This is a genomic window from Phormidesmis sp. 146-20, from assembly GCF_052939475.1.
Window position 1 is genome coordinate 48,779 of record NZ_JBJPHT010000003.1, and the last position, 24,013, is coordinate 72,791.

16 protein-coding genes are annotated in these 24,013 nt (G+C 50.8%); 5 read left to right on the plus strand and 11 right to left on the minus strand.

Features of this window, described 5'->3' with window-relative positions; translation table 11 throughout:
* Positions 1–53 precede the first annotated feature (53 nt).
* Positions 54–560, minus strand: coding sequence for a late competence development ComFB family protein (locus ACKFKH_RS03870; RefSeq protein ID WP_446856919.1), 507 nt, complete (start codon positions 558–560; stop codon positions 54–56).
* A 229-nt stretch (positions 561–789) separates the two neighbouring features.
* Between ACKFKH_RS03870 and ACKFKH_RS03875 the strand changes: the two genes are divergently transcribed.
* Positions 790–1,206: a hypothetical protein gene (locus ACKFKH_RS03875; protein WP_446856920.1), complete on the plus strand. Its 417-nt coding sequence runs from the start codon at positions 790–792 to the stop codon at positions 1,204–1,206.
* Between the two features lie 349 nt (positions 1,207–1,555).
* Here ACKFKH_RS03875 and ACKFKH_RS03880 read toward each other — a convergent pair whose 3' ends face one another.
* Positions 1,556–2,704, minus strand: a complete 1,149-nt coding sequence (locus ACKFKH_RS03880; RefSeq protein WP_446856921.1) for an aldo/keto reductase — start codon at positions 2,702–2,704, stop codon at positions 1,556–1,558.
* A 141-nt stretch (positions 2,705–2,845) separates the two neighbouring features.
* Positions 2,846–3,352 (minus strand): bifunctional nuclease family protein, encoded by a 507-nt coding sequence (locus ACKFKH_RS03885; protein ID WP_446856922.1) that lies wholly within the window; start codon positions 3,350–3,352, stop codon positions 2,846–2,848.
* 280 nt (positions 3,353–3,632) lie between these two features.
* Here ACKFKH_RS03885 and ribE point away from each other — a divergent pair, with 280 nt between their 5' ends.
* Complete coding sequence (ribE, locus tag ACKFKH_RS03890; protein WP_446856923.1) at positions 3,633–4,313, plus strand: riboflavin synthase; 681 nt, start codon at positions 3,633–3,635, stop codon at positions 4,311–4,313.
* Positions 4,314–4,449: 136 nt separating this feature from the next.
* Here ribE and hemC read toward each other — a convergent pair whose 3' ends face one another.
* Positions 4,450–5,415 (minus strand): hydroxymethylbilane synthase, encoded by a 966-nt coding sequence (gene hemC, locus ACKFKH_RS03895; RefSeq protein ID WP_446856924.1) that lies wholly within the window; start codon positions 5,413–5,415, stop codon positions 4,450–4,452.
* Positions 5,416–6,217: 802 nt separating this feature from the next.
* Here hemC and ACKFKH_RS03900 point away from each other — a divergent pair.
* Together ACKFKH_RS03900 and ACKFKH_RS03905 are read left to right on the plus strand one after the other, a co-directional pair.
* Positions 6,218–7,861: an FAD-binding domain-containing protein gene (locus tag ACKFKH_RS03900; RefSeq protein ID WP_446856925.1), complete on the plus strand. Its 1,644-nt coding sequence runs from the start codon at positions 6,218–6,220 to the stop codon at positions 7,859–7,861.
* Positions 7,862–8,156: 295 nt separating this feature from the next.
* Positions 8,157–9,731 (plus strand): B12-binding domain-containing radical SAM protein, encoded by a 1,575-nt coding sequence (locus tag ACKFKH_RS03905; RefSeq protein ID WP_446857107.1) that lies wholly within the window; start codon positions 8,157–8,159, stop codon positions 9,729–9,731.
* A 160-nt stretch (positions 9,732–9,891) separates the two neighbouring features.
* Here the strand turns inward: ACKFKH_RS03905 and ACKFKH_RS03910 are convergent, their stop codons facing one another.
* The 7 genes from ACKFKH_RS03910 to ACKFKH_RS03940 are packed head-to-tail and all read right to left on the minus strand — an operon-like array spanning position 9,892 to position 18,285.
* On the minus strand, positions 9,892–10,122 hold the full coding sequence (locus tag ACKFKH_RS03910; RefSeq protein WP_446856926.1) for a universal stress protein: 231 nt from the start codon (positions 10,120–10,122) through the stop codon (positions 9,892–9,894).
* 32 nt (positions 10,123–10,154) lie between these two features.
* Positions 10,155–11,222: a FecCD family ABC transporter permease gene (locus tag ACKFKH_RS03915; RefSeq protein WP_446856927.1), complete on the minus strand. Its 1,068-nt coding sequence runs from the start codon at positions 11,220–11,222 to the stop codon at positions 10,155–10,157.
* Positions 11,219–12,241, minus strand: a complete 1,023-nt coding sequence (locus ACKFKH_RS03920) for a FecCD family ABC transporter permease (protein ID WP_446856928.1) — start codon at positions 12,239–12,241, stop codon at positions 11,219–11,221. Before ACKFKH_RS03920 ends, ACKFKH_RS03915 begins: the two co-directional genes overlap by 4 nt.
* Positions 12,234–13,346, minus strand: coding sequence for a sucrase ferredoxin (locus ACKFKH_RS03925; protein WP_446856929.1), 1,113 nt, complete (start codon positions 13,344–13,346; stop codon positions 12,234–12,236). Before ACKFKH_RS03925 ends, ACKFKH_RS03920 begins: the two co-directional genes overlap by 8 nt.
* A 10-nt stretch (positions 13,347–13,356) precedes the next feature.
* Positions 13,357–14,673: an MFS transporter gene (locus ACKFKH_RS03930; RefSeq protein ID WP_446856930.1), complete on the minus strand. Its 1,317-nt coding sequence runs from the start codon at positions 14,671–14,673 to the stop codon at positions 13,357–13,359.
* Positions 14,674–14,681: 8 nt separating this feature from the next.
* A complete protein-coding gene (locus tag ACKFKH_RS03935) occupies positions 14,682–15,665 on the minus strand; it encodes an ABC transporter substrate-binding protein (RefSeq protein ID WP_446856931.1) in 984 nt (327 codons plus the stop codon).
* Between the two features lie 16 nt (positions 15,666–15,681).
* Complete coding sequence (locus tag ACKFKH_RS03940; RefSeq protein WP_446856932.1) at positions 15,682–18,285, minus strand: TonB-dependent receptor domain-containing protein; 2,604 nt, start codon at positions 18,283–18,285, stop codon at positions 15,682–15,684.
* Between the two features lie 712 nt (positions 18,286–18,997).
* Between ACKFKH_RS03940 and ACKFKH_RS03945 the strand changes: the two genes are divergently transcribed.
* A complete protein-coding gene (locus ACKFKH_RS03945) occupies positions 18,998–24,010 on the plus strand; it encodes a beta-ketoacyl synthase N-terminal-like domain-containing protein (protein WP_446856933.1) in 5,013 nt (1,670 codons plus the stop codon).
* Positions 24,011–24,013 lie beyond the last annotated feature (3 nt).

A 24,013-nucleotide genomic window follows, 5' to 3' on the forward strand; every position in this document is an offset into this window, starting at 1 on the left:
GACTGGCCCTTGTCTTGCTCAACTAAATCGTATTCTCAAACTAAGTCGTACGGTCACAAATTGTAGCGATTGTCGTCCCAATCATAGGTAGGTGATTCTGAGGTCGCTGGAATGAGCTGTTTCTGCTCACCTTTGCCTTCTCGCTTGGCTTTGCGAAGCGATCGCTCCACCACATCAACTAGCGTATCCCAGGAGAGATTTTCCTTCCCCAATAGCTGTCTGAGACCCTGTAAGGCGGTATAAGGTTCCAGTTCTTCTTCCGTGATTTGCAGGGGAGCCGCAACCCGCAGGGGATCACGCTGAACGGCGACTAACGCTTGACGGACGACTGTGTTAACCTGATTTTTGAGTTCGTTTTTGCCCCGAAGTCTTTGTTGTCTCCAGCCTTTTTCACTGGTGGCGTAGAGGGCGGGTAGTCGGTTGAGCGCGTAGGCGATCACTTCGGCGGTGCTGATGTATTCGACGAGTTTGGCGGGGAGGCGTTGAAGCTGGCGATCGACCTCCTCGACGACTAGAGATTCCATTGCGTTTCGATAGCTGATGGCGCGGTTAAATTGCATGATAGATGGATAAAGTGAAGTTCACAAGGATCACAACGGCTGGCGCGTGTCAAAATTGAGGTCTGCTAGAAGGGTCACCGAGCCGCAAATTTTGAGCCGCAAATTTTCTAGTCTGCTCACGCTTAGATTTTTGATCTAGTTGATTTTTGGATACCCAAAATCAGATTGCAACTATCGAATCTGAGCGATCGACGGTTGATCGGCAGAGTTTTTTACGGTTGACAAAAATATGTTTGACCCGCTACGTCGTTTAAAGTTTCTTCCCTGGACGGCGCTGCTTCAGGTAGCTCTCGTGACGGTTGCGATCGTGGCTGCTTTTGATGTGCTGATTATTCAAATCTTTGGGGCAATTCCAGCGGCGCTTGAAGTGTTGACAACGGTACTGAGTTCTCCTTTGATTTTGCTGATCGAGTTAGCGATCGCCGTTGGCATAGGAGCGTTGAGCGTTGCCATTTTGGAGCGATGGTTTCAAAGAGTCCCGATTACAAATGCAAGTCTCTGGGCGCTGGTTCCTTGTCTGGCGCTGTGGCTGTTGTTGCTCTCATTTTTACCAATTCCAGTCGCGCTTGTGCCTCAAATCAGTATCTTTCAGATAGTCGGAACTGTGTTGGGCGTTTTTTGGAAGGGGCGATCGTACTGGAGATAGTGTAAATTTTCTCAATGAATGCGACTGAGCTGGCAAAGACGGAAGACATTGAGCGTTAGACATTAGACCAAGGACGTTGGACGTAAACTGAAGCCCCGAAACCGCTCTGTCCAACGTCAGTTCGATGAACGCTTCGCTTCGCTTTTAGATCTAGGAATGCCCCCTAAATCCCCCACGAGTGAGGGACTTTGAACCAGAATTCCTCTCTGAAAGTCCCCCAAAAGTGGGGGGTTGGGGGGCAGAAGCCGTGAACAACGAAGCGAAAAATCATCGAGTTCACATTGTTCAGAGTTCAAAAAAGTCCAATATTCAAACTTCAAAGTCTCAAGTCTGGAGTCTCAAGTCCCCTTCATTCTTGCCACAGTCGTCGTCCTGGTTTGCCGTTTAGTCGCTGGTGGGTGTCTCTAAGCAGGGTGGGAATGTCGAGATTTTGGGGGCATCGAGGCAGACAGTCGCCACAATCATTACAGCGGTTGGCTTTGCTGCCTGGAAACCAATGTCCCGCATTTTCAAACATTCGATAGCGATACTCCCCAAAGGACTTCATGTCGTAGGCGACGGCCAGATTTCTCAACCGCAGTACTTCGGGGATGTGAATGTCGATCGGGCAGGGCAGACAAGCATAACATTGACTACATAAGTCCGTTTTGAGGGTTTCAGCCTGGTGAAGCTCAAGGCGGCTCAGGACAGCAATTTCTTCTGGAGTCAGGGGAAAGGTACGATCTCCTTGAGATACCTGCAAAGAGTCGCTCACCTGTAGAGGCAAGTCCAATTCTGTCGGGTGGGCGGCTCCGACGCTGAGGGTTGTAATCCGAGGGTCACTGAGCAGAAATCGGTAGTTTAATTCCAGGGGCGAAAAGGGGGCACACAGACGAGTCAACGTGTCTGGTGGCGTATAGAGCATTCCAGCTTTGTCGGCGGGGGAAATGATGAACACACCCATATCTTGCCGATGAGCCAGATCGATCGCTGCCGCATTGCGTTGAAAAAACAAAGAATAGTGCAGGTTGACAAACTCAAATTGTTGGGTGGCGATCGCCGCTAAAATCACGTCTAAAAATCCGTGGGTCGAAAAGCCGACATGCCGAATTCTGCCATCTGTCACAGCCTGCCTGACTGCCTGCATACCGCCCTTTTCTGCCTCAACCCAGGCAAGATGTTCCCAGGTATTTAAGCCGTGGATCGCTAAATTGTCTAAATAATCAACTTTCAGGTGCTGTAAGGATTCATCAATGTGGCGATCGACGGTCTCAGCATCGGTAGGCGAAATTTTCGTTGTAATGTAAAGCTGACTCCGCGACAGCCCATTTTGAAGAGCCGTTCCCAAAAACTTCTCACTCTGACCGTAGCCTCGCGCTGTCTCCAGGTGATTGATCCCTAGCTCAATGGCCCGTCTTACCGTCTGTTCTGCGACTTCCTGCGACGCTAGACAGCGCATTGTCCCCAGCGAGAAAACGGACAGCGGTAGATTTGTTTGACCAAAGCGACGATAGTGCATTTAAGGAGAGCAATGAGAAATCAGGACAAAAGTTCTATTCAAAGTCCCTCGCTGGTAGAGAACTTAGGGAACGTTTCCGCATCTGTCAGCGAAGTCGCTCCTACCAATTCACGTCAACCCAGTTTCATCCCTCATCCCTTCCTACTGCGCTTCTCCACTGCTAAAGCGACCTTTTTGAATCAAGTCTTCGGGGCGCAGGGTCGCCAAAAACTCGCGGAAGGCTTTGCGCTCGGCTTCGTCAGCATCGCGATCGACCGGAATCGAAGCATCCGCAATCACTTCTTCCATCACCCAAATGGGACTATTGGTACGGAGGGCAATGGCGATTGCGTCACTGGGACGAGCATCAATCTCGCGCTTTGCCTCACCTTGAGAAACAATTAAGACTGCGTAGAACGTATTATCCTGTAGAGAATGAATAATAATCCGCTCTAGCTCCATGTCCCAGGTTTCCATGAGATTGACAAACAAGTCATGGGTGAGCGGACGGGGCGGGGTTTGGTTTTCTAAGGCGTTGATGATCGCTTTCGCCTGATCCTGAGCAATATAGATAGGAAGTGCGCGGCGATCGGTGCCATCTTTGAGAAGCACGATCGGGCTACGAGTTGCCGCGTCCAACGCAATTCCAGCGACCTTCATTTCAATCATCGGTATAGCCTCTAGAACACCTGAAGCAAAGGAGGAACTCTTCATCGTGAAGACCCAGGAGAACCAGGCGTAAGACCTGGCACACCACGAGCAAGTTAAACACGAGCAAGTTAAAGTAGATGACCTTAGTATGCCCTGATCTCTGCCCTGATCCTAAATCATCCCTCCCAGATTTTGACAAAATAAAGAAGAGTTCTCGATTTCCCCAAATACTTGAGCGAAAGATTAATCTCAGGACAAGCTGGTAAAGTTTCTTTCATCCAACTACCCCATACTACTCGTGTTTACTGGACTCATTCAAACTGTCGGCACCCTGCACCCGATCGGGGTCGAACATTTACAAATCACATGCCCAGAGCCGTCTGCCGGACTTATTTTGCAGGGATTGGCGCTGGGCGACAGTGTGGCGGTCGATGGCGTTTGTCTGACGGTGACGGAGATTTTGGGGACGGGATTTGTGGCCGTGGTATCGCCGGAGACTCAGGTTCGCACGACCCTCAGCCAGACCGAGGGCGGCAGTAAGCGGGTCAATCTAGAAACGTCGCTCAAGGTCGGCAGCAAGCTAGGTGGTCACTTTGTCACAGGTCACATTGACGGGGTGGGCGTTCTCAAATCCTCGGTGCAGACGGCGAGTTCTTGGGAGATGGCGTTTACGACAACGAGCGATCGGGTATCTCGTTATATTCTCCCCAAGGGCAGCATTGCGGTGAATGGGATCAGTCTCACGGTAGCGGATTGTGACCCGTCAGGTTCCTGGTTTAAAGTAGCGGTGATTCCCCATACGTACGCTGAGACCAATCTTTCTCAACTCCATCCGGGTAGCTGGGTCAATTTGGAGGGCGACATTTTAGGAAAGTACGTCGAGAAGTTTTTGCGATCGAGTTCCGCTTATGGCGAGATGGGCGAGGCTTCTCCCAATGGTCTCAGTCCTGACTTTCTAGCCGAACACGGATATTTGTAGAAATGATGTGGGGCGAGTGAGCCGAGAATCTAGCAGAGGAAGAACTCCGCTCTGGCTGCCTAGAGCCTCTGAGCAACCACTGGGAAACTGCGCCACAAATTTCATCCCTCCTCGCAAAGCGAAGTTCTCCTCATCCCTACCGAACGGCCGCAGTAATTTCGTCCAGAATCTCCTTTGCGCCCTGCTCGATCAGTTGGTGAGCCAGTTGAGTCCCCAGCGTTTCGGCATCGGCAGGAGAGCCAGAGACTTCACCTTTGACGATTTTTTGTCCATCGACACTGGCGACGATTCCTGTGAGCGTCAGCGTGTCGTCTTTGAGAAGGGTGTTGACCCCGATCGGTACCTGACATCCGCCTTCTAAGGCTCTCAAAAAGGCTCGTTCTGCATAACAGCGATCGGCGGTGGGCTGGTGTTGCAACACGTTGAGAACGTTCAGCACTTCTGGATCGTTGGTACGGCACTCGATGCCCAAAGCGCCCTGACCGACTGCGTGGAGAGAAATTTCGGGGGGGATAACCTGGTGGACGCGATCGCCCAGATCCAATCGTTCTAGTCCGGCTACTGCCAAAATCAGCGCATCGTATTCGCCTGCATCCAGCTTTGACAGACGAGTGATCACATTGCCCCGCACATCTTTGAAGACAAAATGAGGAAAGTGATGTCGCAGTTGGGCTAGCCGTCTGAGCGATGAAGTGCCAATGACTGCGCCTGCGGGTAGCGTGTCAAGCTGTTTGTCCTGGTGTTTTTCGTGAACGACCAGCGCATCGGCAGGATTTTCGCGATCGGTGACACAGCCCAACATCAACCCTTCGGGCAAGCGAGTCGGCAAATCTTTGAGCGAGTGAACCGCAAAATCAATGTCGCCGTTGAGCATTCCGACTTCTAGCTCTTTGGTGAAGAGGCCTTTGTCGCCAATTTTTGCTAACGCCACATCCAAGATTTTGTCACCCTGGGTACTCATCGTGTGAACTTCAAAGGTGCGATCGGGAAACGCCTTTTGCAACTGAGCTTGCACCCAATGAGTCTGGACAAGGGCAAGCTGACTTTTGCGAGAACCAATCCGAATGGTGCGGTTAGAAACGGGGGTTGCAGTAGGAGACATATCAACGAGTGTTTGAAACAGGCTTCGATCGTGACTCTTTCCACATTACCGCAGTGAGTCGCCCCATTTGTGAGCATTCACCTGATGGATCGTTACAGATAGTTAAGCATTCGATCTAGGCTCTTTGCTGCCTTGTTGAGCGCTTCTGCTCCCCGACCCGACAATTCTGGGGGACTTTTAGAGAAAGTTTCTCGTTTCGTTGCTGAAATCTTCTGCCCCCCAATTCTGCTACGGTGTAGACACAAGTCCATACTCACTTCGTTCTAGTCGGCTTCAGCCCCCTAAATCCCCCATTCTGGGGGACTTTAAGCAAAAAAGGCTTCCAGAATTTAGAACCCTGATCAGCGTTCAAAGTCCCCCAGAATGGGGGATTTAGGGGGCGAAGGATTACGGCAAGTACAGATCAATCGACTTATGTATACACAGGTAGCAATTCTGGGGGACTTTTCAACAAGAATCGACTTATGTATACACAGGTAGCAATTCTGGGGGACTTTTCAACAAGAGTTTTACGCCCCAAAGTTCGACAACTTAACCTGATCGCCAAACTCGATCGTGAGATTTAACCGCCAAACTTAAATTGCTCTGTCATACCCAATCAATTTGTGAATGCTACAGATCCTTCGCCCCCCAAATCCCCCATTCTGAGGGACTTTGAGAATCCGAGACTTCTTTGGCTTGAAGTCGCCCACAAGTGGGGAATTTAGGTTGCTCTCCCAGATCTGTAGCACTCAAAGATCAATTTGGTGTCAATCATCAAAATCAGTCTCGATAATGGAGTAGTACAAGTGACCATTTTTGAATGAATCGCACGATCGTTTGGTTTCGTCGAGACTTGAGAATTTCTGACCATGCGCCTTTACACCGGGCGGCTTCTGGAGGGTTAGTCATTCCAGTTTTTGTTTTAGATCGGGCCCTGTTACATCATCCAGAGACCAGTTCGGCGCGGGTGGCGTTTATGTTGGCATGTCTGCATGACCTGGATCAAGAACTGCAAAAACGAGGCGGACGGCTGATATTGCGTTCAGGAAATCCGATCGACGTGCTGCCCCAACTGATTCGTGAAACTCAGGCAGACGGAATCTACGCCTACATTGACTATGAGCGGATTTATGGGCGAGTGCGAGATGCCCAGTTGAATGCGACATTGACTGAGCAAAACTTAAAGATTCGCTGGTTTGAGCCAACTGCGGGCATGGGCGATCTGGTTTCGGCTCCTGAATATGGCAAGCACTGGTATGCAGAAATGAATGAAGCCCAGGTGCCTACGCCCAATCGGATTCTGACTCCTGATTTGCCCAGTGATCCGCTGCCGACTTTGGCTGAATTGGGACTGATCGCCGATCGCAAGCCCATTCCCCCAGGGGGCACGCAACCTGCTCGTCAACTATTACAAGATTTCATTAGTCAGAAAGCCGATCGCTACTACTGGCAACTGTCCTATCCCAATGCCATCGCGACTTCGGGACTTAGCCCTTACATCAAATTTGGCGCGATTTCGATTCGTGAATGTTACCAAACAGTACGCTTTCTCAAAGATTCTCCAGACTATCGCATCCAACGCAGCGGCCGCCAACTGATCAATCGATTGCGCTGGGGAAGTGGATTTGCTCAACGATTTCGCTATTTGCCTCAATTGGAACTGCGATCGCTTTACACCGTCTTTGAGAAAGAAGGCTGGACATTTAACGAAGACCACTACCAGGCATGGCAATCGGGGAACACAGGCTTTCCGATCGTCGATGCGGCCGCCCGCTGCTTGTTAGAAACTGGAGGCTGGAAAGAACTGAACTTTCGGACTCGCGCCCTGTATGCCAGCTTTTTGAGCAACCTTCTGGGAATGGATTGGCGATATGGAGCATTGCACTTTATGAGGCATTTAATTGATGGAGATTGTCCGATCGACCACTATCAATGGGCTATGCAAGCGGGCGTAACTCACTGTGTCAATAAAACCTGGACACGCATCTATAACCCTGGACAAACCGCCGTCGATCGCTGTGATCCAGAAGGTCTGTTTATCAAACGCTGGGTGCCCGAACTGGCAAACTTACCGATCGCAGCTTTAGGCTCACCGCCCCGCATCAACGGCTATCCATCGCCCATTTTGAACTACAAAACCGCCCGCCAGCAGCGAGTCCAACAGCTATTACACCAACGACAAACGTTTCTACAAAGCGAGAATGTCTTGCCTCAACTGGCTCGATTGCCAGATTCCTTTTTGCCGTTTGGGTACGATCGCGTTTCCTGTGACATTGCCTGGGCCCAATCAGAAAGCCGTGATTTGTTTCCGCCTCCGCTCAATCTGGATGATTTAGACCTTGAACAGTCCAAACGCCTTCGCACTTGGTTTGTGTCTCCCGCACAGGCAACTTCTCGATCCAACAAATCCACGCCTCGCTCCTCAAAACCGCCCGCAAATGTCCAGTTAAGCCTATTGGAGTGAGTAAAGTGGGTGAGTCCAACGCCAATTTGAATACAGTTCTTTGAATACAGTTCTTTCGCTTCGTTATTCGGTGCTTCTGCCCCCAATTCTGGGGACTTTCGGACAATAGGTTCGGTTCAAAATCTTTGATTGATGGGGAATTTAGAGGCCTTCCTGAATGGACAATCGCAAAAGACTACATCAAATTTACGTCAGTTAGATTAGAACTGCTCTCTAGCCCTGGTACTCCAGAAAGCCCGATCGCCAGGGGAGCCTTATGGAATCCACTATACTGTCCATACTGTCTGGTTATTTTATGAACGTTTTACTGCTGTATCCCCGGTTTCCGAAGAGCTTTTGGTCATTTGAAAAAACACTGGCACTGCTTGATCGCAAAGCGATGTTGCCCCCTTTGGGGTTGGTGACGGTGGCGGCGATGTTGCCTCAAGACTGGGAATTTAAGCTGGTCGATCGCAATGTGCGGCAAGTCACAGAGGCAGAATGGGCCTGGGCTGATCTCGTCATTCTGTCGGCGATGATTGTTCAAAAAGAGGATTTACTAGAACAGATTCAGGAGGCAAAACGCAGAGGCAAACAGGTAGCCGTTGGCGGGCCTTATCCTACGGCGCTGCCCGATGATGCAAAACTGGCAGGAGCCGACTTCTTGATTTTAGATGAGGGAGAAATTACCCTGCCCTTGTTTATTGCAGCCATTGCTCAGGGCGATCGATCGGGTATTTTTCGATCGGATGGAGTTAAGCCAGATGTGACGCTAACTCCGGTTCCTCGCTTTGACTTACTAGAGTTTGATGCTTATGCCGAAATGTCGGTGCAGTTTTCGCGCGGCTGTCCGTTTCAATGCGAATTTTGCGACATCATTGTTCTCTACGGACGCAAACCTCGCACCAAGTCTCCCGGTCAACTCCTTGCAGAACTCGATCGCTTGTATGAACTCGGCTGGCGACGCAGCATCTTTATGGTGGATGACAACTTCATCGGCAACAAGCGCAACGTTAAGTTATTCCTCAAAGAACTGCATCCCTGGATGGTGGCTCACGAATATCCCTTCTCATTTGCGACTGAAGCATCGGTTGATCTCGCCCAGGATCAAGAGTTAATGGATGCAATGGTGTTGTGTAACTTTGGAGCCGTCTTTTTGGGCATCGAAACGCCCGACGAAGAAAGTCTTGCCCTGACTCAGAAGTACCAAAATACAAGAGATTCGCTCACCGATGCTGTAAATGCGATTACGCGCACAGGTCTCCGAGTCATGGCGGGTTTTATCATTGGCTTTGATGGTGAAAAGGCGGGAGCCGGGGCGCGGATCGTCAAATTTGTCGAACAAACTGCCATTCCCACGGCCTTGTTTAGTATGTTGCAGGCGCTTCCCGACACAGCCCTCTGGCACCGACTCGAAAAAGAAGGACGACTTCGCAGTAAGTCAGCCAACATTAACCAGACGACTTTAATGAACTATGTGCCCACGCGCCCTCTCGAAGACATCGCCCAGGAGTATGTAGAAGCCTTTTGGGAACTGTATGACCCTGAGAAGTTTCTCGATCGCGCCTACCGTCATTATCGTCTACTGGGAGAAGCGACCTACCCAAACAAGGGACGATCAACGCGCAAAAATGTCAACTGGGTGATGGTGCGAGCTTTATTAACGATTTGTTGGCGACAAGGGCTAGTTCGTAAAACACGCTGGCAGTTTTGGCGCAATCTAGCAAGTATGTATCGTCACAATCCTCGCGGTATCAGCAGTTATCTGGCAGTCTGCGCCCAAATTGAGCATTTTGTAGAATATCGGCAGATTGTGCGGGACGAAATTGAGGCACAGGTGGCTGAGTTTTTGCAAGGCGAGGCGCAACGGAAGGTGGAAGCGATCGTTTGAACCAAGTAGATAGGGAAGGGATGAGGTAGGAGGGATGAGGTAGGAGGGATGAGGGATGAAATAGGCTGGCTTTGTTTCTCATTCTTTACTTCACGCTGCGTTAATCAGACTGTCTGTTACATATTGTCAGTCACATTGTCAGTCACATTGTCTGTTGTTGCTAACGCATGACTAAGACGGGACAAGGGGCATGTCTGACTAGCTGCTCGGCGACGGAGCCAAATAGAAAATGACTGAATACACCTTCGGTATCGTCTTGAGCAGGAATCACAATTAAATCGATCGCCTGCTCTTTGACATATCGCACAATCTCCCCCACCGGATGACCAATGACTACCGTAAAATTGGAGTCTGCTCTCTTGCGGGTGGTGAGGGCAATCCTTGTATGCAATCAGCCGTGGAATTAGGAGTCAAGAGGTATGGCTAGCGATCGTAATCTTGCCGCAACAAATACAGAAAATAGGGCGCACCCAAAACGGCAGTGATGACTCCACAAGGTAGTTCGATCGGGGCAAACACACTACGACCAACGAGATCCGCCGCTACCACAATCAAGCCTCCGATTAAAGCAGCAGTGGGAATCAATCCGGCGTGGGAAGACCCCACCAGTTGACGAGCTAGATGGGGAGCCATCAGCCCAATAAATCCGAGCGTTCCGGCAATGGCAACGCTGGCTCCCGTTAGTGCCACGCTAGTCAGCACCAGCAATCCTCGCTGCCACTCAACTTGGCTGCCCAAACCGCGAGCAATGTCGTCACCCAGAGTTAGCGCATTCAACTCCCGCGCCAGCCCCCACGCCATCGGTAAAAATATTAGCAGCCAGGGAAGCAGCGTTGCTACCTGTTCCCAGCCGCAGCCGTAGACGCTGCCTGTGAGCCAGACTAATGCCTGACTCACCTCACGGATCTCCCCAAACGTGATGAGCAGCGTGGTCAGTGCCGTGGCGATCGCAGCCACCCCAATTCCCACCAGAACCAGCCGCAGCGGGGTGCTGCCCCGATTCCACGCCAGCAGGTAGACTAGCAGTGCGGTCAACAATCCGCCGACAAAGGCGGCAACAGGCAGCAGCACCAGCGGCAGCGCAGGCAGCAGCACCAGGATTGCCACTGCGACTAACCCTGCGCCTGCTTGCACACCGACAATTTCTGGAGCCGCTAGGGGATTGCGAGTCACCCCCTGTAAGATTGTGCCAGCCACTGCCAATCCCATCCCCACCTCCAGTGCCGCGATCGCCCGTGGCAACCGCAGCGTCAGCACCAGCAGAGACGCATCAGGATTGGTTGTTTCTTGTCCTAACAAGGCTCGAACCACTTCCAGCGGCGGCAAGAAATAATTTCCGTAGCCGATACTAACAATCAGCATCCCCAGGATCATCAGCACCAAAACCAACAGCACGCCAGGAACCCGACGATCGAGCCGAATAGAGAACAGCCGCGATCGCCAGACCAACCAGGGTTTTGTGAGTGCTGCTTTAGTTCCCTTTGACTTCATGACTTCACCCGCGATCGCGCCAGGTAGACAAAAAATGGCCCTCCCAGCAAGGTCATCATGACACCTACAGGCAATTCTTGGGGTTGCAGTAGCCAGCGAGCCGCTAAATCTGCCAGCGACAGCAAAATTGCTCCCCAAATAGCAGCATACGGCAGGAGCCAGCGGTAATCGACCCCGACCCAAAATCGCGCTAAATGTGGCACCACCAAGCCCACAAAGGCGATCGGTCCTGCCAGTGCCACTGACCCTCCCGCCAGCAGCACCACTGCGATCGCGCTCATCGCCTTGACCCGTCCGATTCGCAGTCCTAACCCATGAGCCACTTCTTCTCCCAGTGCCAGTGCGGTCATTTGTCGTCCTAAACTAAAGGCGATCGCAAATCCAGCGATCAGGTAGGGAGAAACTTGCCAAAAGGCTTCCAAATTTTGTCCAGCGACCGATCCTGCCAGCCAAAAGCGAATCTCTTCTAGAGTGCGTTCGCTCAAAATTAATAGCCCTGTAGTGAATGCAGCCAGCAAATAGGACAGAACTGCCCCCGCTAGAACGAGCTTCAAAGTCGTCATGCCCCTGCGCCCCAAAGAACCGAGGAAGTAAACTACACCTGCCGCGATCGCCGCCCCAGCAAACGCTACCCAGATATAAAGTTGCATGGAAGCATTCTCTAGCCAAACGGTCGTAGCGACAACAGCGAGCGCGGCTCCTGCATTGATTCCGAGCAGACCGGAGTCTGCCAAAGGATTGCGGGTTAATCCCTGCATTAGGGCACCCGCGATCGCAAGCGCGGCCCCGACTGTGGGGGCAATCAAAGCGCGAGGCAATCGTGCTGTGCGGATAATCACCTGTTCGGTTGAGTCGTTAAAGGCAAAGAGAGCATTCCAAACGGTGTTGAAATCTGTCCTTGCGCCTGCAACCAGGCTGACTAAAAAGCAACCGATCAGCAGCAGTACCCCGATCGCCAGACCGATCATTCTGCTTCGCAGCCGTAGCGATTTGTTTGAGGAAGCGGAAGGATCAACCATCACAGCGCCTCAATTGACTAACGCGATATTGCTTCACAGGTTGCAGCTTCAAGCGTTGCTTTCGGCTCATGTGAGCATGTCCGCCTGACTGCAAAGCACTGATTACTTCTCCGCACACCTCAACTCGCGCTTCATAGGCACCTGCGTCTGTGCCATCGGGTGAGCTAAATTCAATCCGAATCTCTGCCCAATTTGGTTTATGGCTTCGCTGATTGATCAAAAACTGCAATCGTTTGGAGGGAATCTGTTTGAGCAGACTATAGAAATAACGGCTGGCTCCTCCTGGATCGCTAGTTAGAATTTGTCCAGCTTTGCGATAATCTAGCCAGTTCCAGCCTTCTCGCATCCAGATCTCTCGTTCCACCATTTGGGCGAATTTTTCCAACCCAGACCAGCCGCGATAGCACGATCGTAGCTTGGAGAGTTCTCCCGATCGATGCACCAACAAATCCAATAGATCAGGTTCAAGGTGTCCCCAGTACTGTCCCTGCGGCAGATCGATTAAGGTGGGTGCAAATTGGTGTCCCCCAAAGTGACTACAGCGCCAGACTCGCAGAGATCCCGCAGACTCAGGCGCATACTTGTCTCGCAGCGTTTTATAAATTGGGAAGCCGAATCGAGAACAAGCAACATCCACATTTCCATGAGTGCAGACCAATAATTCTCGGATGTGGCGGCTGTCAATTTGGTACGACTGAAAGGCTTCTAACTCATTTGGATGCCCTGCAATTTTTTGTAGTAAAGCCGTTGCTAATCGAGTAGTCTCTGCCTCTGGCACCCAATATTCCTGCTTTTCAAATTGGGCAAATGAATGAGTCGGTTGATGGTAATAGAGGACACGATGGTAGCCAGCACGAGAATACTCACGATCGGGCGCAATCACAATGGGTCGCAGTTTAACTTGCTGCTCTAGAATCAATTTTTTTATCAGCGTGATCAGAGGCTTGATGGCGGGTTCTTCCATCAGTTTTTCTGACCAGGGAAGCGCCGCCTCCAGGATTAACCAGTGTTCATGATTACCTGCTGTGCCGATCGGATCTTCTCCATTGGTTTTAGAGACAACGGAGCAAAACTGACAATTACTGAGGGGTTCTAACGCTGTCATAATCGATTTGCTATCTGATCGTCGTATCATGATCGGGGATAAGGGTTTCCACATCCCGCAAACGGTGGATGCCATATCCACTCAAGCCGATCGCCAATCCACAGACTGCCAATAGTGCATATTGTAGGGCGATTCCTGCCCCGACTCCGGTGCCAAATAGCCCACCCATTAAACCTGCGAGCCGTCCATCTGGCAGCATGGCAGGCTCAAATACATAATCTGCCAATGGGCCCGCGATCGCAAATCCCAAGGGTGAGGCTGCTTGAGCAATCAGATACCGAGCCGCAAAGACTCGACCCTGCACCTCTGGCTCGACCTTAGCCAACCAAATCGCTTGATTAGCGCTGCCAACAAATGGAACAAAAAAAGCCGCAATCCACGCCGCAATCACCCAAGTCGTAAGTCCTCGTCCCACACTCAGCAGCAATAATCCGACTCGACTGAGGGCTGCACCCAGCAACAAGCCATGAATGCGGGGAGTCGTTCCACCCCAAAGACTTAGCAAGCAAGCTCCCACTAGCCCACCCAGGCCAAATCCGCTTTGTACCGTTGCCAGCGTTGTCGCACTGTTGCCGCTGCGAGCCAGAATTAAAGCAGGAGTTAACGCAAAATTGGCGCTAAAAAACAAATTAGAACCGAGCAGAAACAGCAGTATGGAGAGCAACCCTGAGCGCTGCCAAATATAACGAAAGCCAAACGTTAAGGTTTGCCAGGGCGTTTGATCAGAGGAATCGCTGGCTGGGGTGATCTGGGGAATTGGGATCGTCAGGAGGGTACTAATTGCAATTACAAAGGTTGCAAGGTCGATCGCCAGAATTCCGATTAGCCCCAGGTCAGGGTAGAGCGCTCCTGCCAGCGCGGGCGAAAACACATAGGCACTGGAAGCTTTAATCGTTTCCATCGCAGAAGCTCTAGCGTAGTGCTGCTTTGGAACTAACACTGCCATTGAAGCAGAGTGCGCCAAACTTTGAAGGTAGCTAAACAACCCGTTTGCGGCTCCGATTCCATAAAGATGCCAAACTTGTAAATGCTGAGTCAGCAACAAGCTCAACAGCCCGATCGTAGACAATCCTGCTACGAGGTCTCCCAACAGCATCAACAGTTTGCGATCCCACGCATCCACCAGCACCCCGGCGAAAGCAGCAGCGATGACCTGGGGCGATCGCGTAAAAAAGACCATCCAAGCGATCGGGGAGGCTTGTCCCGTTTGCTCCCACACCCAAATCGTTAACGCAAACGTGGTCATTTCAGACCCCAAGAGGGAGACAAGCTGACCCAGCCAGAGGGTTCTGAATGTTCGCATTTGAGGTGGTTGCTCGGATTCCATGCAGGCTCCTAAGTTCCAGGTTTACGCGCCAGTAACGACTGTGACACCTCCTGCAAAATCTGATTCGCTGCCAGAATGCTGCGTCCTGCCGTCCACACTTCGGCATTCACGGCATACACTCGCCCTTGTTTGACAGCATTCAAGCGCGAAAATAACGGGTCAGACTTGAATTGGTCGAGCGTCAGAGAATTGGGTGTAAACGAGGACTCAATTAAAAAAATCGCATCCCCATCTAAACTTGTGAGGTCTTCGCGCGACACTTGAATCGCCCATCGCTGACCCGATGCCTGAGCCGGAGGACGCACCAATCCGAGATCCTGCAACACCGCACCCGAAAAGCTGCGAGTGGTGTATGCGCCGATTTGCCCAGTCCCCGTCGCCACAACAGACACCACAGGAGATTTGGAGAACTGCTGCTGAATTTGCTGCTTCAGGGTGTCGGCTCGCTGTTGATAGTCCTGTAGAAGTTTGTCTGCGGCGGCAGATCGATCGAGGACACTAGCATAAAAGCGAACGTTGTCTTTCCACTCACCCGATCGTCCACTGCCTTCTGCCATGACAGTCGGCGCAATTTCTGCCAGCCGTCGATAGAGCCTGTCTAGCCCAATTTTGTTGCCCAAAATTAGATCGGGCTGTAACTGCGCTACTGCTTCTAAGTTTGGCTCATTCGTCTTTCCAATGACTTGAATTCCCTGAGTACGATCGCCCAAATAACTAGGAAATCGCTCTGGCAAAATGGAGCCAACAGGTTTTACGCCAAGGGCGATCGCGGCATCCAACGGAGCCGTATCTAAGACAATCACCCGTTTAGGCTGCATTGGCACTTGGGTTTTACCCATTGCGTGAGCAATTGATCGCGTTGGCGTTCCGGGGGGCAGAGTTGCAGTGGGGCTACTCATCCAGGGCAGACCACCCGTGCAAGCAGCCAGCCAGCACACCACAACACTCAACAACAACAATTTATAGATTGATCTCTTATAGATTGATCTCATTTCTGCGCCCCCGTCCTTAAAATGTGATGGCATAGCGGAGAAAGATCGTTCGTCCTCTGCCTGCAAATCGCAAGTTCTCCAACAGTCCCGTGCGTTCCTGACTACTGAGCGGCAGGTATTGATTATTCAACAGATTTTCAACTCCCAGTTCTAGTCTGCTTTGACCGAGCTTGAGGCTGCTGAGGAAATCTAAAGTGGTATAGTTTTCCAGCCTGAACGGATCGACGCGATCGTCAAACGCTCGATCACGATCGCCCACCAAAAGTAGCTGCAAGCGATTGCGCCAGTTAGGGAGCGTTTCATTTTCCACATAGAATGATAGTTTCAGGGGCGGCACCTGCAAAGAACTTAAGGCCAGAAAATCATCATCGTTGTTAGTATCGTTTTCGCCCTCGCTCCAAGTAAAGGTGCTGCCCAAGCGCCACTTTGTGGCTGGCTGCCAGTCTAGCGTGGCTTCTAGTCCATAGTTACGTTGGGGAGCGCGCTGTAGCTCGGTGGTACCATCCGGTCGAATCCGAACAGTTGCGCCAAGGTCAGAGGTGCTGTAAAAGCCTGCCAGAGAAGCCTGGACTGTTCCCCAATTGCCGCGAACTCCCAACTCAAAGCTGTCTACCTTTTGGGGTTCTAGCAGGTCAGAACCGCGAATGCTGGCTCTAGGGGCAACGCTGCTAAAGGCAGTGCCTAAGTCTGGCAGCGAAAATCCTTGAGCAAAGCTAGCAAACACACTCGTCTGGGGCGTGATCTTGTAGACGAGGCCTGTGTTAAAAGAGATGCCACTATTGTCTGCGCTGCCGCCGCGTCGAATTCCAGGTGCGGCAAAGGCCAACTCATAATCGCCCACCTCGTAGCTAAAGGTGTCATATCGTAGCCCCCCGCTCAGGAGAACCCGTGGGCTTAAATTCCATTGCAGTTGAGCAAACAAGCCCAGATTATTCAACGTGTAGAACGGTGTCTGCGGACGGGTGCTACTTGCTGTCAGAGTGCGGGTGCGATCGAAAACCGATGTCTCCGAAATCAACACAGGACGGCTATTTTCTTCATAACTGTAATCCACTCCCCAAAGCAGGTTAACTGCTGTCGAGAAGGGCGTTTGAATTTGCAGACGCGCTCCCAATTCCTGACTGTCCAGGCTGGTTTGCCAAAGTGCTGGGAAAAAGGCGGGAAATGGCCGTCCCCGCAGGTCTGTAAAAGGTTGCACCAGATTTGTGTCGCGGAAAAAGAGTTGCGCTGTCACCTGAGAACCAAAGATGTTCTGGTGCGTGTAAGTCAAATTAGCAACTTGATTAGTCTGTTTCGGTTCTTCCTCGTACTGCGCCAAAAATCTCTGTGCTCTGGCGGTTTGCAGTCCTGGAATCGAAAAAACGATCGGGTCTGAGCGAAATGTAGTATCAAACGATTCGTTGTAAATGTTGTAGCTCAGTTGCAGTCGCTGCTGTGGGTCAATATCAATCCCCAGCTTTGCGAGCAGATTTAGGCTAGTTGTATCGTTAATCCCAGTTGGCGGAATGCGATCGCCGTTGGCATCGAAAAAGCTGCCGCTTTCGTTGAGGGAAGCTCGAACTGTAACGTCGATCGGCCCTTCTTTCCCCGATAAGCCATACTGAAAGTTATAGCCAAATCCTTCATCAGAAAACGCATCGAGAGCATTGCGAACCCCGATAGAGACTTGGCTTTCTAGTCGCTGTGTGGTGGCGCGTCGCGTGATGATATTAATGATGCCACCCGTAGCACCGCGCCCGTAGAGTGCAGAGGGGCCACGAACCACCTCAACTCGCTCAATGGCACTAGGGTCGATCGTATTTAACTCCGTTTGAAATCCGCTATTTGGGTTTTGCGGTACTCCATCAATGAGAATTAATGCCTGCCGACCGCGCAAAGTCAGCCCTCTTGTCAGGTTTCGCTGGGTGGGTGGCCCTAGCCCTGGCACCAGCTTTCCGAGCAAATCTGGCAGGTTATTGGTGAGGGCTGTTTGCTGCTGAATTTGCTCACGCGGAATAACTGTGACAGAGCGCGGCAGGTTTGATAGCGGTTCTTCTGTCCGGGTGGCAGTGACAACGACTTCTTCCTCTAATTCATCATCTGGCTCAACACTCAAAATCAATCCAGACCGATTCGGCACAATTTCTGCGAAGGGCGCTGTCTTTGTTCCTGTCACCGTTACCTGAATTCTGGTTGGCTCAACCTGAGTCACCGTTAAGTTTGAGATTCCTGAGAAAGGCTTCTGCGATCGAAACTCCTGACCCTCTGGCAGCACCAGCACTGCGTTGGGAATGTCTGCGATCAGCACATTGCCCTCAGTCCGCGTTTGAGCTTGCAGCGTTTGTCCAGAAGGAACTTCCAGGACAATTTCAAGACCTTGCTCGGTCTGGTTGAGCCTCACGCCTCGAACCTCGATCGCGCCTGATGCAGGACGATCGGCGGGTGCAGCATCCTGCGTCAGCAGATTTGCACGAGTATGAGGACGAGCAACTTCGCTCAGGCGTGGAATTGGAAGTGTAGAAGCCTTTGAACTGCCAGTTAACACAGGTGCAGCGATCGCAACCTCGGTATAAATCGGCAGCATAACAAAAACAGGAACGGCTCCAACTAACCAAAGATAGCTTGATAGCTGCTGTTTCACGGACTCCTCACTTAATTAGACTTATAGGTGGACTCAAATAGGTGGACTCAAACAATCCAACACAACGGACAATAACTATCCACAAATCGGCCTTGTTAGGGTAAACCTGTGATCTAATACTGAGATAGATTCTCAATAAAATAATGCCCCTACTGATTAAAGACTGAAGTATTTTTATTGTCAAGAACCTGACAAAGCTCTGACTAAATATAAAGTTGAATCAAATCCATATATCGCAAAGGTCTAAGCTACTCAACTTTTATTTCATACTAATTCTCATTAGGTCTTGCTATTCTGCGGGACTTTGTGCATAATTCTCAGTGGATGTCCAAAAGTACTAGCTTTCATTCAGATTAGTTCTCCCGTTCAGCCCTTTATTCTGCAAGAATCCCTCGATCGGGAGATTTGAAAGATCGCTACCAGCAATTAATCTAATCGCGCGGTTTCAGTTTGTCTTCACCACTGAAGACTCGATGTATCAGTCCTATATCGCCTACTCACCGTCATAGTTTCAAAGTCATACGGCTATTCGGACGCTTGCTCGGAGCCGTGCTAAATCGCCTTTGTCAAGTCTGGTCTTAGATTCAATAGATGGGGGTGCCTCCATGAGTGATCACGATCGTCTACCAGACGACTATCAGCCTATTTCTACGCTTGTTGATCTGCTGCGCTGGAGAGCGTTCTCTCAGCCTGATCACTCAACTACAAGTTTTTGACAGATGGCGAATTAGAAGCCGTTTCGTTAACGAATCGAGAGTTGGACATTCGGGCACGCTCTATTGCTGTGCAGCTTCAACAGATTGGAGCGGAAAAAGCGCCTGTATTACTGCTCTATCCGCCTGGTATTGACTACATTGCAGCATTTTTTGGTTGCCTGTACGCAGGCGCGATCGCAGTACCAGCCTATCCGCCTCGTCCTAATCGATCGGCAGCGCGATTGCAGGCGATTGTGGATGATGCACAGCCCAGCATTATTCTCACAACGACGGCTATTCTAAGTCACGCAAACCGTTTGGTGACCTGTCATCAATCCCATTGGATCGCAACAGATGTACTGACGGATTGTGCAACTGATTGGGAGGCACCACAAATTCAAGCGGATGCGATCGCGTTTCTTCAATACACCTCTGGCTCAACGGCGGCTCCTAAAGGAGTAATGGTTACTCATACAAACCTGCTGCATAATTTGAGCTTGATTCGTCAGCAGTTTGATGTAACCTCGGAGAGTAGCGGTGTAATCTGGCTGCCGCCCTATCACGATATGGGCTTGATTGGTGGGGTCTTGCAGCCACTCTATAGCCAGTTCAGCGTGACGCTGTTTTCCCCAGTTCTATTTCTGCAAAAACCAGTTCGTTGGCTGTCGGCAATTTCCCGCGATCGGGCTACTATCAGCGGCGGTCCTAACTTTGCCTACGAGCTTTGCATAGACAAAATTACTCCAGAGGAACGCGCCACCTTAGATTTAAGCTGCTGGGAAGTGGCATTTAGCGGAGCAGAACCAATTCGCGCCGAAACCTTAGAACGATTTGCGACCCAGTTTGCAGGCTGTGGATTTCGTCAACAAGCGCTCTATCCCTGCTATGGCATGGCGGAAGCGACGCTGTTTATTTCTGGAGGAGCAAAGGAAGCCCCACCCGTTTTTCAAAGGGTTGAGAGTCAAGCACTAGCAGAAAATCGCGTTGTTGTGTCCCCACAACAGTATGATCATCAACGGTTGGTAGGCTGTGGAACAGCGGCACCCGATCAGCAAATTCTGATTGTTGATCCAGAGACGCGAACTCCCTGCGCTTGCGATCGAGTGGGTGAAATTTGGGTGACGGGTTCCAGTGTAGCTCAGGGCTATTGGAATCAACCGGAAAAAACCAGCGAAACCTTTCAGGCATCCCTTGCAAATACCCATGCAGGTTGTTTCTTGCGAACAGGAGATTTGGGATTTCTCAAGGATGGTGAACTATTCGTTACGGGTCGATTGAAAGATCTGATCATCATTCGAGGTCGAAATTACTACCCTCAAGACATTGAATTGACAGTTGAGCAAAGTCATCCTGCGCTGCGATCGGGCTGTGCGGCTGCGTTTTCAGTGGATGTAGCAGGCGAGGAGCGTCTAGTCGTTGCTCAAGAAGTGGAGCGACATGGCTCAAAAACGCTCAAGCTCGATGAAGTCATCCGGGCGATCCGTCAAGCAATTTCTGAGCAGCATGAACTTCAGGTTTATGCCATTCTTTTGCTGAGAACGGGGAGTTTGCCAAAAACCTCTAGCGGCAAGGTACAACGTCATGCCTGTCATCAAGGATTTTTAGATCATTCGCTCCAAGTGATTGGCGATTGGGTAGAAGCTTCTCTTGGTACAGACTTTTCACAATTACAGCATGAGATTGATGCACCTCACCAACAAGTAGAAGAGATCAGTCAATCTTCTCACTCTGATCAAACGGTGGAGGCAATTCAAGCCTGGTTAATTGACCAAATTGCTCAACGATCGCACTTGCCCTCTGATCAGGTCAATATTCACGAACCCTTTGTGCAGTATGGACTCGATTCGGTTGCTGCTGTCAGTATTTCAGGTGAGCTAGAGAAACGATTGGGAAAACGGCTTTCCCCAACCTTGATTTATGACTATCCCACGATCGCTTTACTAGCAGATTATTTAGCTGAAGATCGCACTACACCTGCCTCTAATCAGGATAAAAACTTGACTCGTACGACAGAGCCGATTGCGATCGTAGGTTTGGGGTGTCGCTTTCCGGGTGCAACTGATCCAGATGCTTTTTGGGAATTGCTACATCGTGGCAGTGATGCAATTACACGAGTGCCCAGTGATCGTTGGAACATAGATACGTTTTATACTGTCGATGCTCCAAAACCAGGAAAGATGACAACCTGTTGGGGTGGCTTTTTAGATCAAGTCGATCAGTTTGATGCTGACTTTTTTGAAATCTCCCCGCGTGAGGCAAAGTCTATTGATCCACAGCAACGATTGCTTCTAGAAGTTTCCTGGGAAGCCCTGGAACAAGCGGGACAATCTCCTGCCCAGTTAGCAGGGAGCCAAACTGGAGTCTTTATTGGCATCAGCAGTAGTGATTATGCCCGGTTACTTGCCAGTGATATTACTCAACTCAATGCTTATTCAGGAACGGGCAATGCGATCAGTATTGCAGCGAATCGGCTGTCCTATTGGTTAGATTTACGCGGCCCTAGTTTGGCGATCGACACAGCCTGTTCCTCTTCTCTAGTCGCCGTGCATACAGCTTGCCAAAGTTTGCGGGCTGGAGAGTGCAATTTAGCATTAGCAGGCGGCGTGAATTTGATGCTGTCACCAGAGTTGACGATCGCGTTTTCTCAGGCGCAAATGATGTCAAAGGAGGGGCGCTGTAAAACATTTGATGCCAGTGCTGATGGCTATGTTCGCGGAGAAGGCTGCGGTATTGTAGTTCTCAAACGCCTGTCTGATGCATTACAAGATGGCAGCCAGATTCTAGCGATTGTCAGAGGTTCAGCGATGAATCAAGATGGTCGCAGCAATGGAATCACGGCTCCAAATGGACTGTCCCAACAGGCAGTGATTCGTCAAGCATTGTCTAATGCTGGCGTGTTCCCCAACCAAATTGATTACATTGAGGCACATGGAACGGGAACTCCACTGGGCGATCCGATCGAAATCAATGCGATACAGACTGTATTAGGAGAAAACCGCTCTCCAGAGCAGATTTGCAGAATTGGCTCAGTCAAAACTAATATCGGGCACTTAGAAGCCGCTGCTGGAATTGCAGGGTTAATTAAGGTTGTTTTAGCTTTACAGCATCAAGAAATTCCGCCGCATTTGCATGTAGAAACCATCAATCCCTACATCACATTAGACGCTCCGTTTACGATCGCCACACAGTCCCAACCGTGGTTAGCAACTGATCAAGCGCGTTTAGCAGGCGTGAGTGCGTTCGGCTTTGGAGGCACGAATGCTCATGTGATTGTTGAATCAGCACCAGAATCAGCAGTTGTACCCGCTGAGGTCGAGCGTCCGTGTCATTTGTTCACGCTCTCTGCCAAAGATCAGGCAGCATTACAGGCGTTAGCCTGCCGCTACCAGACCGTTCTGGCACAGCCCAATCTATCTCTGGCAGATGTGTGTTTTACGGCAAATACTGGACGATCTCAGTTTACGCACCGTTTAGCGATCGTTGCTTCCTCCACCGATCAGCTTTCACAACAGTTAAACACTGTATTAAACACTGTATCTGGACAGTCCTGTTCTAATCAGCGCCCCAAACTTGCCTTCTTGTTTGCCGGACAGGGAGCGCAAGCGATCAATATGGGGCGGCAACTGTACGAAACTCAACCAATGTTCCGGCAAATTCTGGACGAGTGTGAGCGCATATTACAGCCTTTTTTGGAGGTGCCGCTACTGTCGGTACTTTATCGAGATCCTGCGCTGGCTCCACTGTTACACCAAACGGCTTATACTCAACCAGCTCTATTTGTCTTGGAATATGCTTTGGCGCAGCTTTGGCTGTCGTGGGGAGTGGTGCCGGATGTGGTGATGGGGCACAGCGTGGGTGAGTATGTGGCTGCCTGTATCGCGGGAGTCTTTAGTCTAGAAGATGGGCTGAAATTAGTTGCTGAACGGGCGCGTCTCATGCAAGCCCTGCCTCAAGATGGCATTATGGCAGCGGTATTTGCCGAAATTGCAACCGTTCAAGCCACGATCGCACCTCATCACGATCAGGTGACGATCGCCGCAGTCAACGGTTCTGAAAATGCAGTGATTTCAGGAGAGCGGCTGGCTGTCGAGGCGGTTTTACAGCAGTTCAAAGAAATGGGAATTCGTTGCCAACCGTTGACGGTTTCCCATGCTTTTCACTCGCCTGCCATGCAGCCGATTCTAGAATCATTTCAGCAGATCGCTGGAGAAGTGGCTTTCAAAGCTCCACAGCGAAAGCTGGTTTCAAACCTGACTGGAACGCTGTTTGATCCCACCACAATTCCTGATGCCGCCTATTGGTGCCGCCATTTGCGCGAACCCGTGCAATTTGCCGCAGGAATGCAAACCTTGCAGCAGGAATGCGCTGTCTTTGTAGAAATCGGCCCGGCTTCAACCCTGTTAAATTTGGGGCGGCGCTGCTTGTCACCGGAAGCGGGGCACTGGTTTCCATCATTGCGATCGGGCGAGGAAGATTGGCGATCGCTACTTACCAGCTTGGGAGGACTGTATGTTCAGGGTGTTGAAGTGGATTGGGATGGTTTTGATCAAGGCTATCTCCGTCGTCGCGTATCTTTGCCAACCTATCCGTTTCAGCGTCAACGCTATTGGCTTGACTCGTTGAAGCCTGACCGGAATTCACCTCACGAGCAAATCCATCCGTTACTCGGTCAGCGGATGCAGTTGGCACAGTCGCCTAATGATCACACTTGGGAAAGCACGCTGGGATTACAACAGCTTCCGTACCTCAAAGACCACCGCCTCCGGGGTACTTCTGTGCTGTCAGTGAGTACTTATGTGGAAATGGCGATCGCTGCTGCAAAGCAGGCATTGGGCGCAGAAAGACCGCAAATTGCTGACCTGACGCTTCATGCGGCTCTGCCAATTTTGCCACAACCTCGAACCGTGCAAATTTCGCTGTTCGATCGTGGCGATGGCTCGGTCGATTTTCAGGTCAATAGCTGCTCTACAGCAGCCAATGGTTCATCGCCGCAGTGGATTCGTCACGCCACGGCTGTCCTATTACCGTAGCAG

Coding starts and splice junctions, on each gene's coding strand:
- ACKFKH_RS03935 (WP_446856931.1), bottom strand. CDS start 15,665: ATGAGATCAATCTATAAGAGATCAATCTATAAATTGTTGTTGTTGAGT.
- ACKFKH_RS03885 (WP_446856922.1), bottom strand. CDS start 3,352: ATGATTGAAATGAAGGTCGCTGGAATTGCGTTGGACGCGGCAACTCGT.
- ACKFKH_RS03875 (WP_446856920.1), top strand. CDS start 790: ATGTTTGACCCGCTACGTCGTTTAAAGTTTCTTCCCTGGACGGCGCTG.
- ACKFKH_RS03880 (WP_446856921.1), bottom strand. CDS start 2,704: ATGCACTATCGTCGCTTTGGTCAAACAAATCTACCGCTGTCCGTTTTC.
- ACKFKH_RS03925 (WP_446856929.1), bottom strand. CDS start 13,346: ATGACAGCGTTAGAACCCCTCAGTAATTGTCAGTTTTGCTCCGTTGTC.
- ACKFKH_RS03920 (WP_446856928.1), bottom strand. CDS start 12,241: ATGGTTGATCCTTCCGCTTCCTCAAACAAATCGCTACGGCTGCGAAGC.
- ACKFKH_RS03930 (WP_446856930.1), bottom strand. CDS start 14,673: ATGGAATCCGAGCAACCACCTCAAATGCGAACATTCAGAACCCTCTGG.
- ACKFKH_RS03870 (WP_446856919.1), bottom strand. CDS start 560: ATGCAATTTAACCGCGCCATCAGCTATCGAAACGCAATGGAATCTCTA.
- ACKFKH_RS03915 (WP_446856927.1), bottom strand. CDS start 11,222: ATGAAGTCAAAGGGAACTAAAGCAGCACTCACAAAACCCTGGTTGGTC.
- hemC (WP_446856924.1), bottom strand. CDS start 5,415: ATGTCTCCTACTGCAACCCCCGTTTCTAACCGCACCATTCGGATTGGT.
- ACKFKH_RS03905 (WP_446857107.1), top strand. CDS start 8,157: ATGAACGTTTTACTGCTGTATCCCCGGTTTCCGAAGAGCTTTTGGTCA.
- ACKFKH_RS03900 (WP_446856925.1), top strand. CDS start 6,218: ATGAATCGCACGATCGTTTGGTTTCGTCGAGACTTGAGAATTTCTGAC.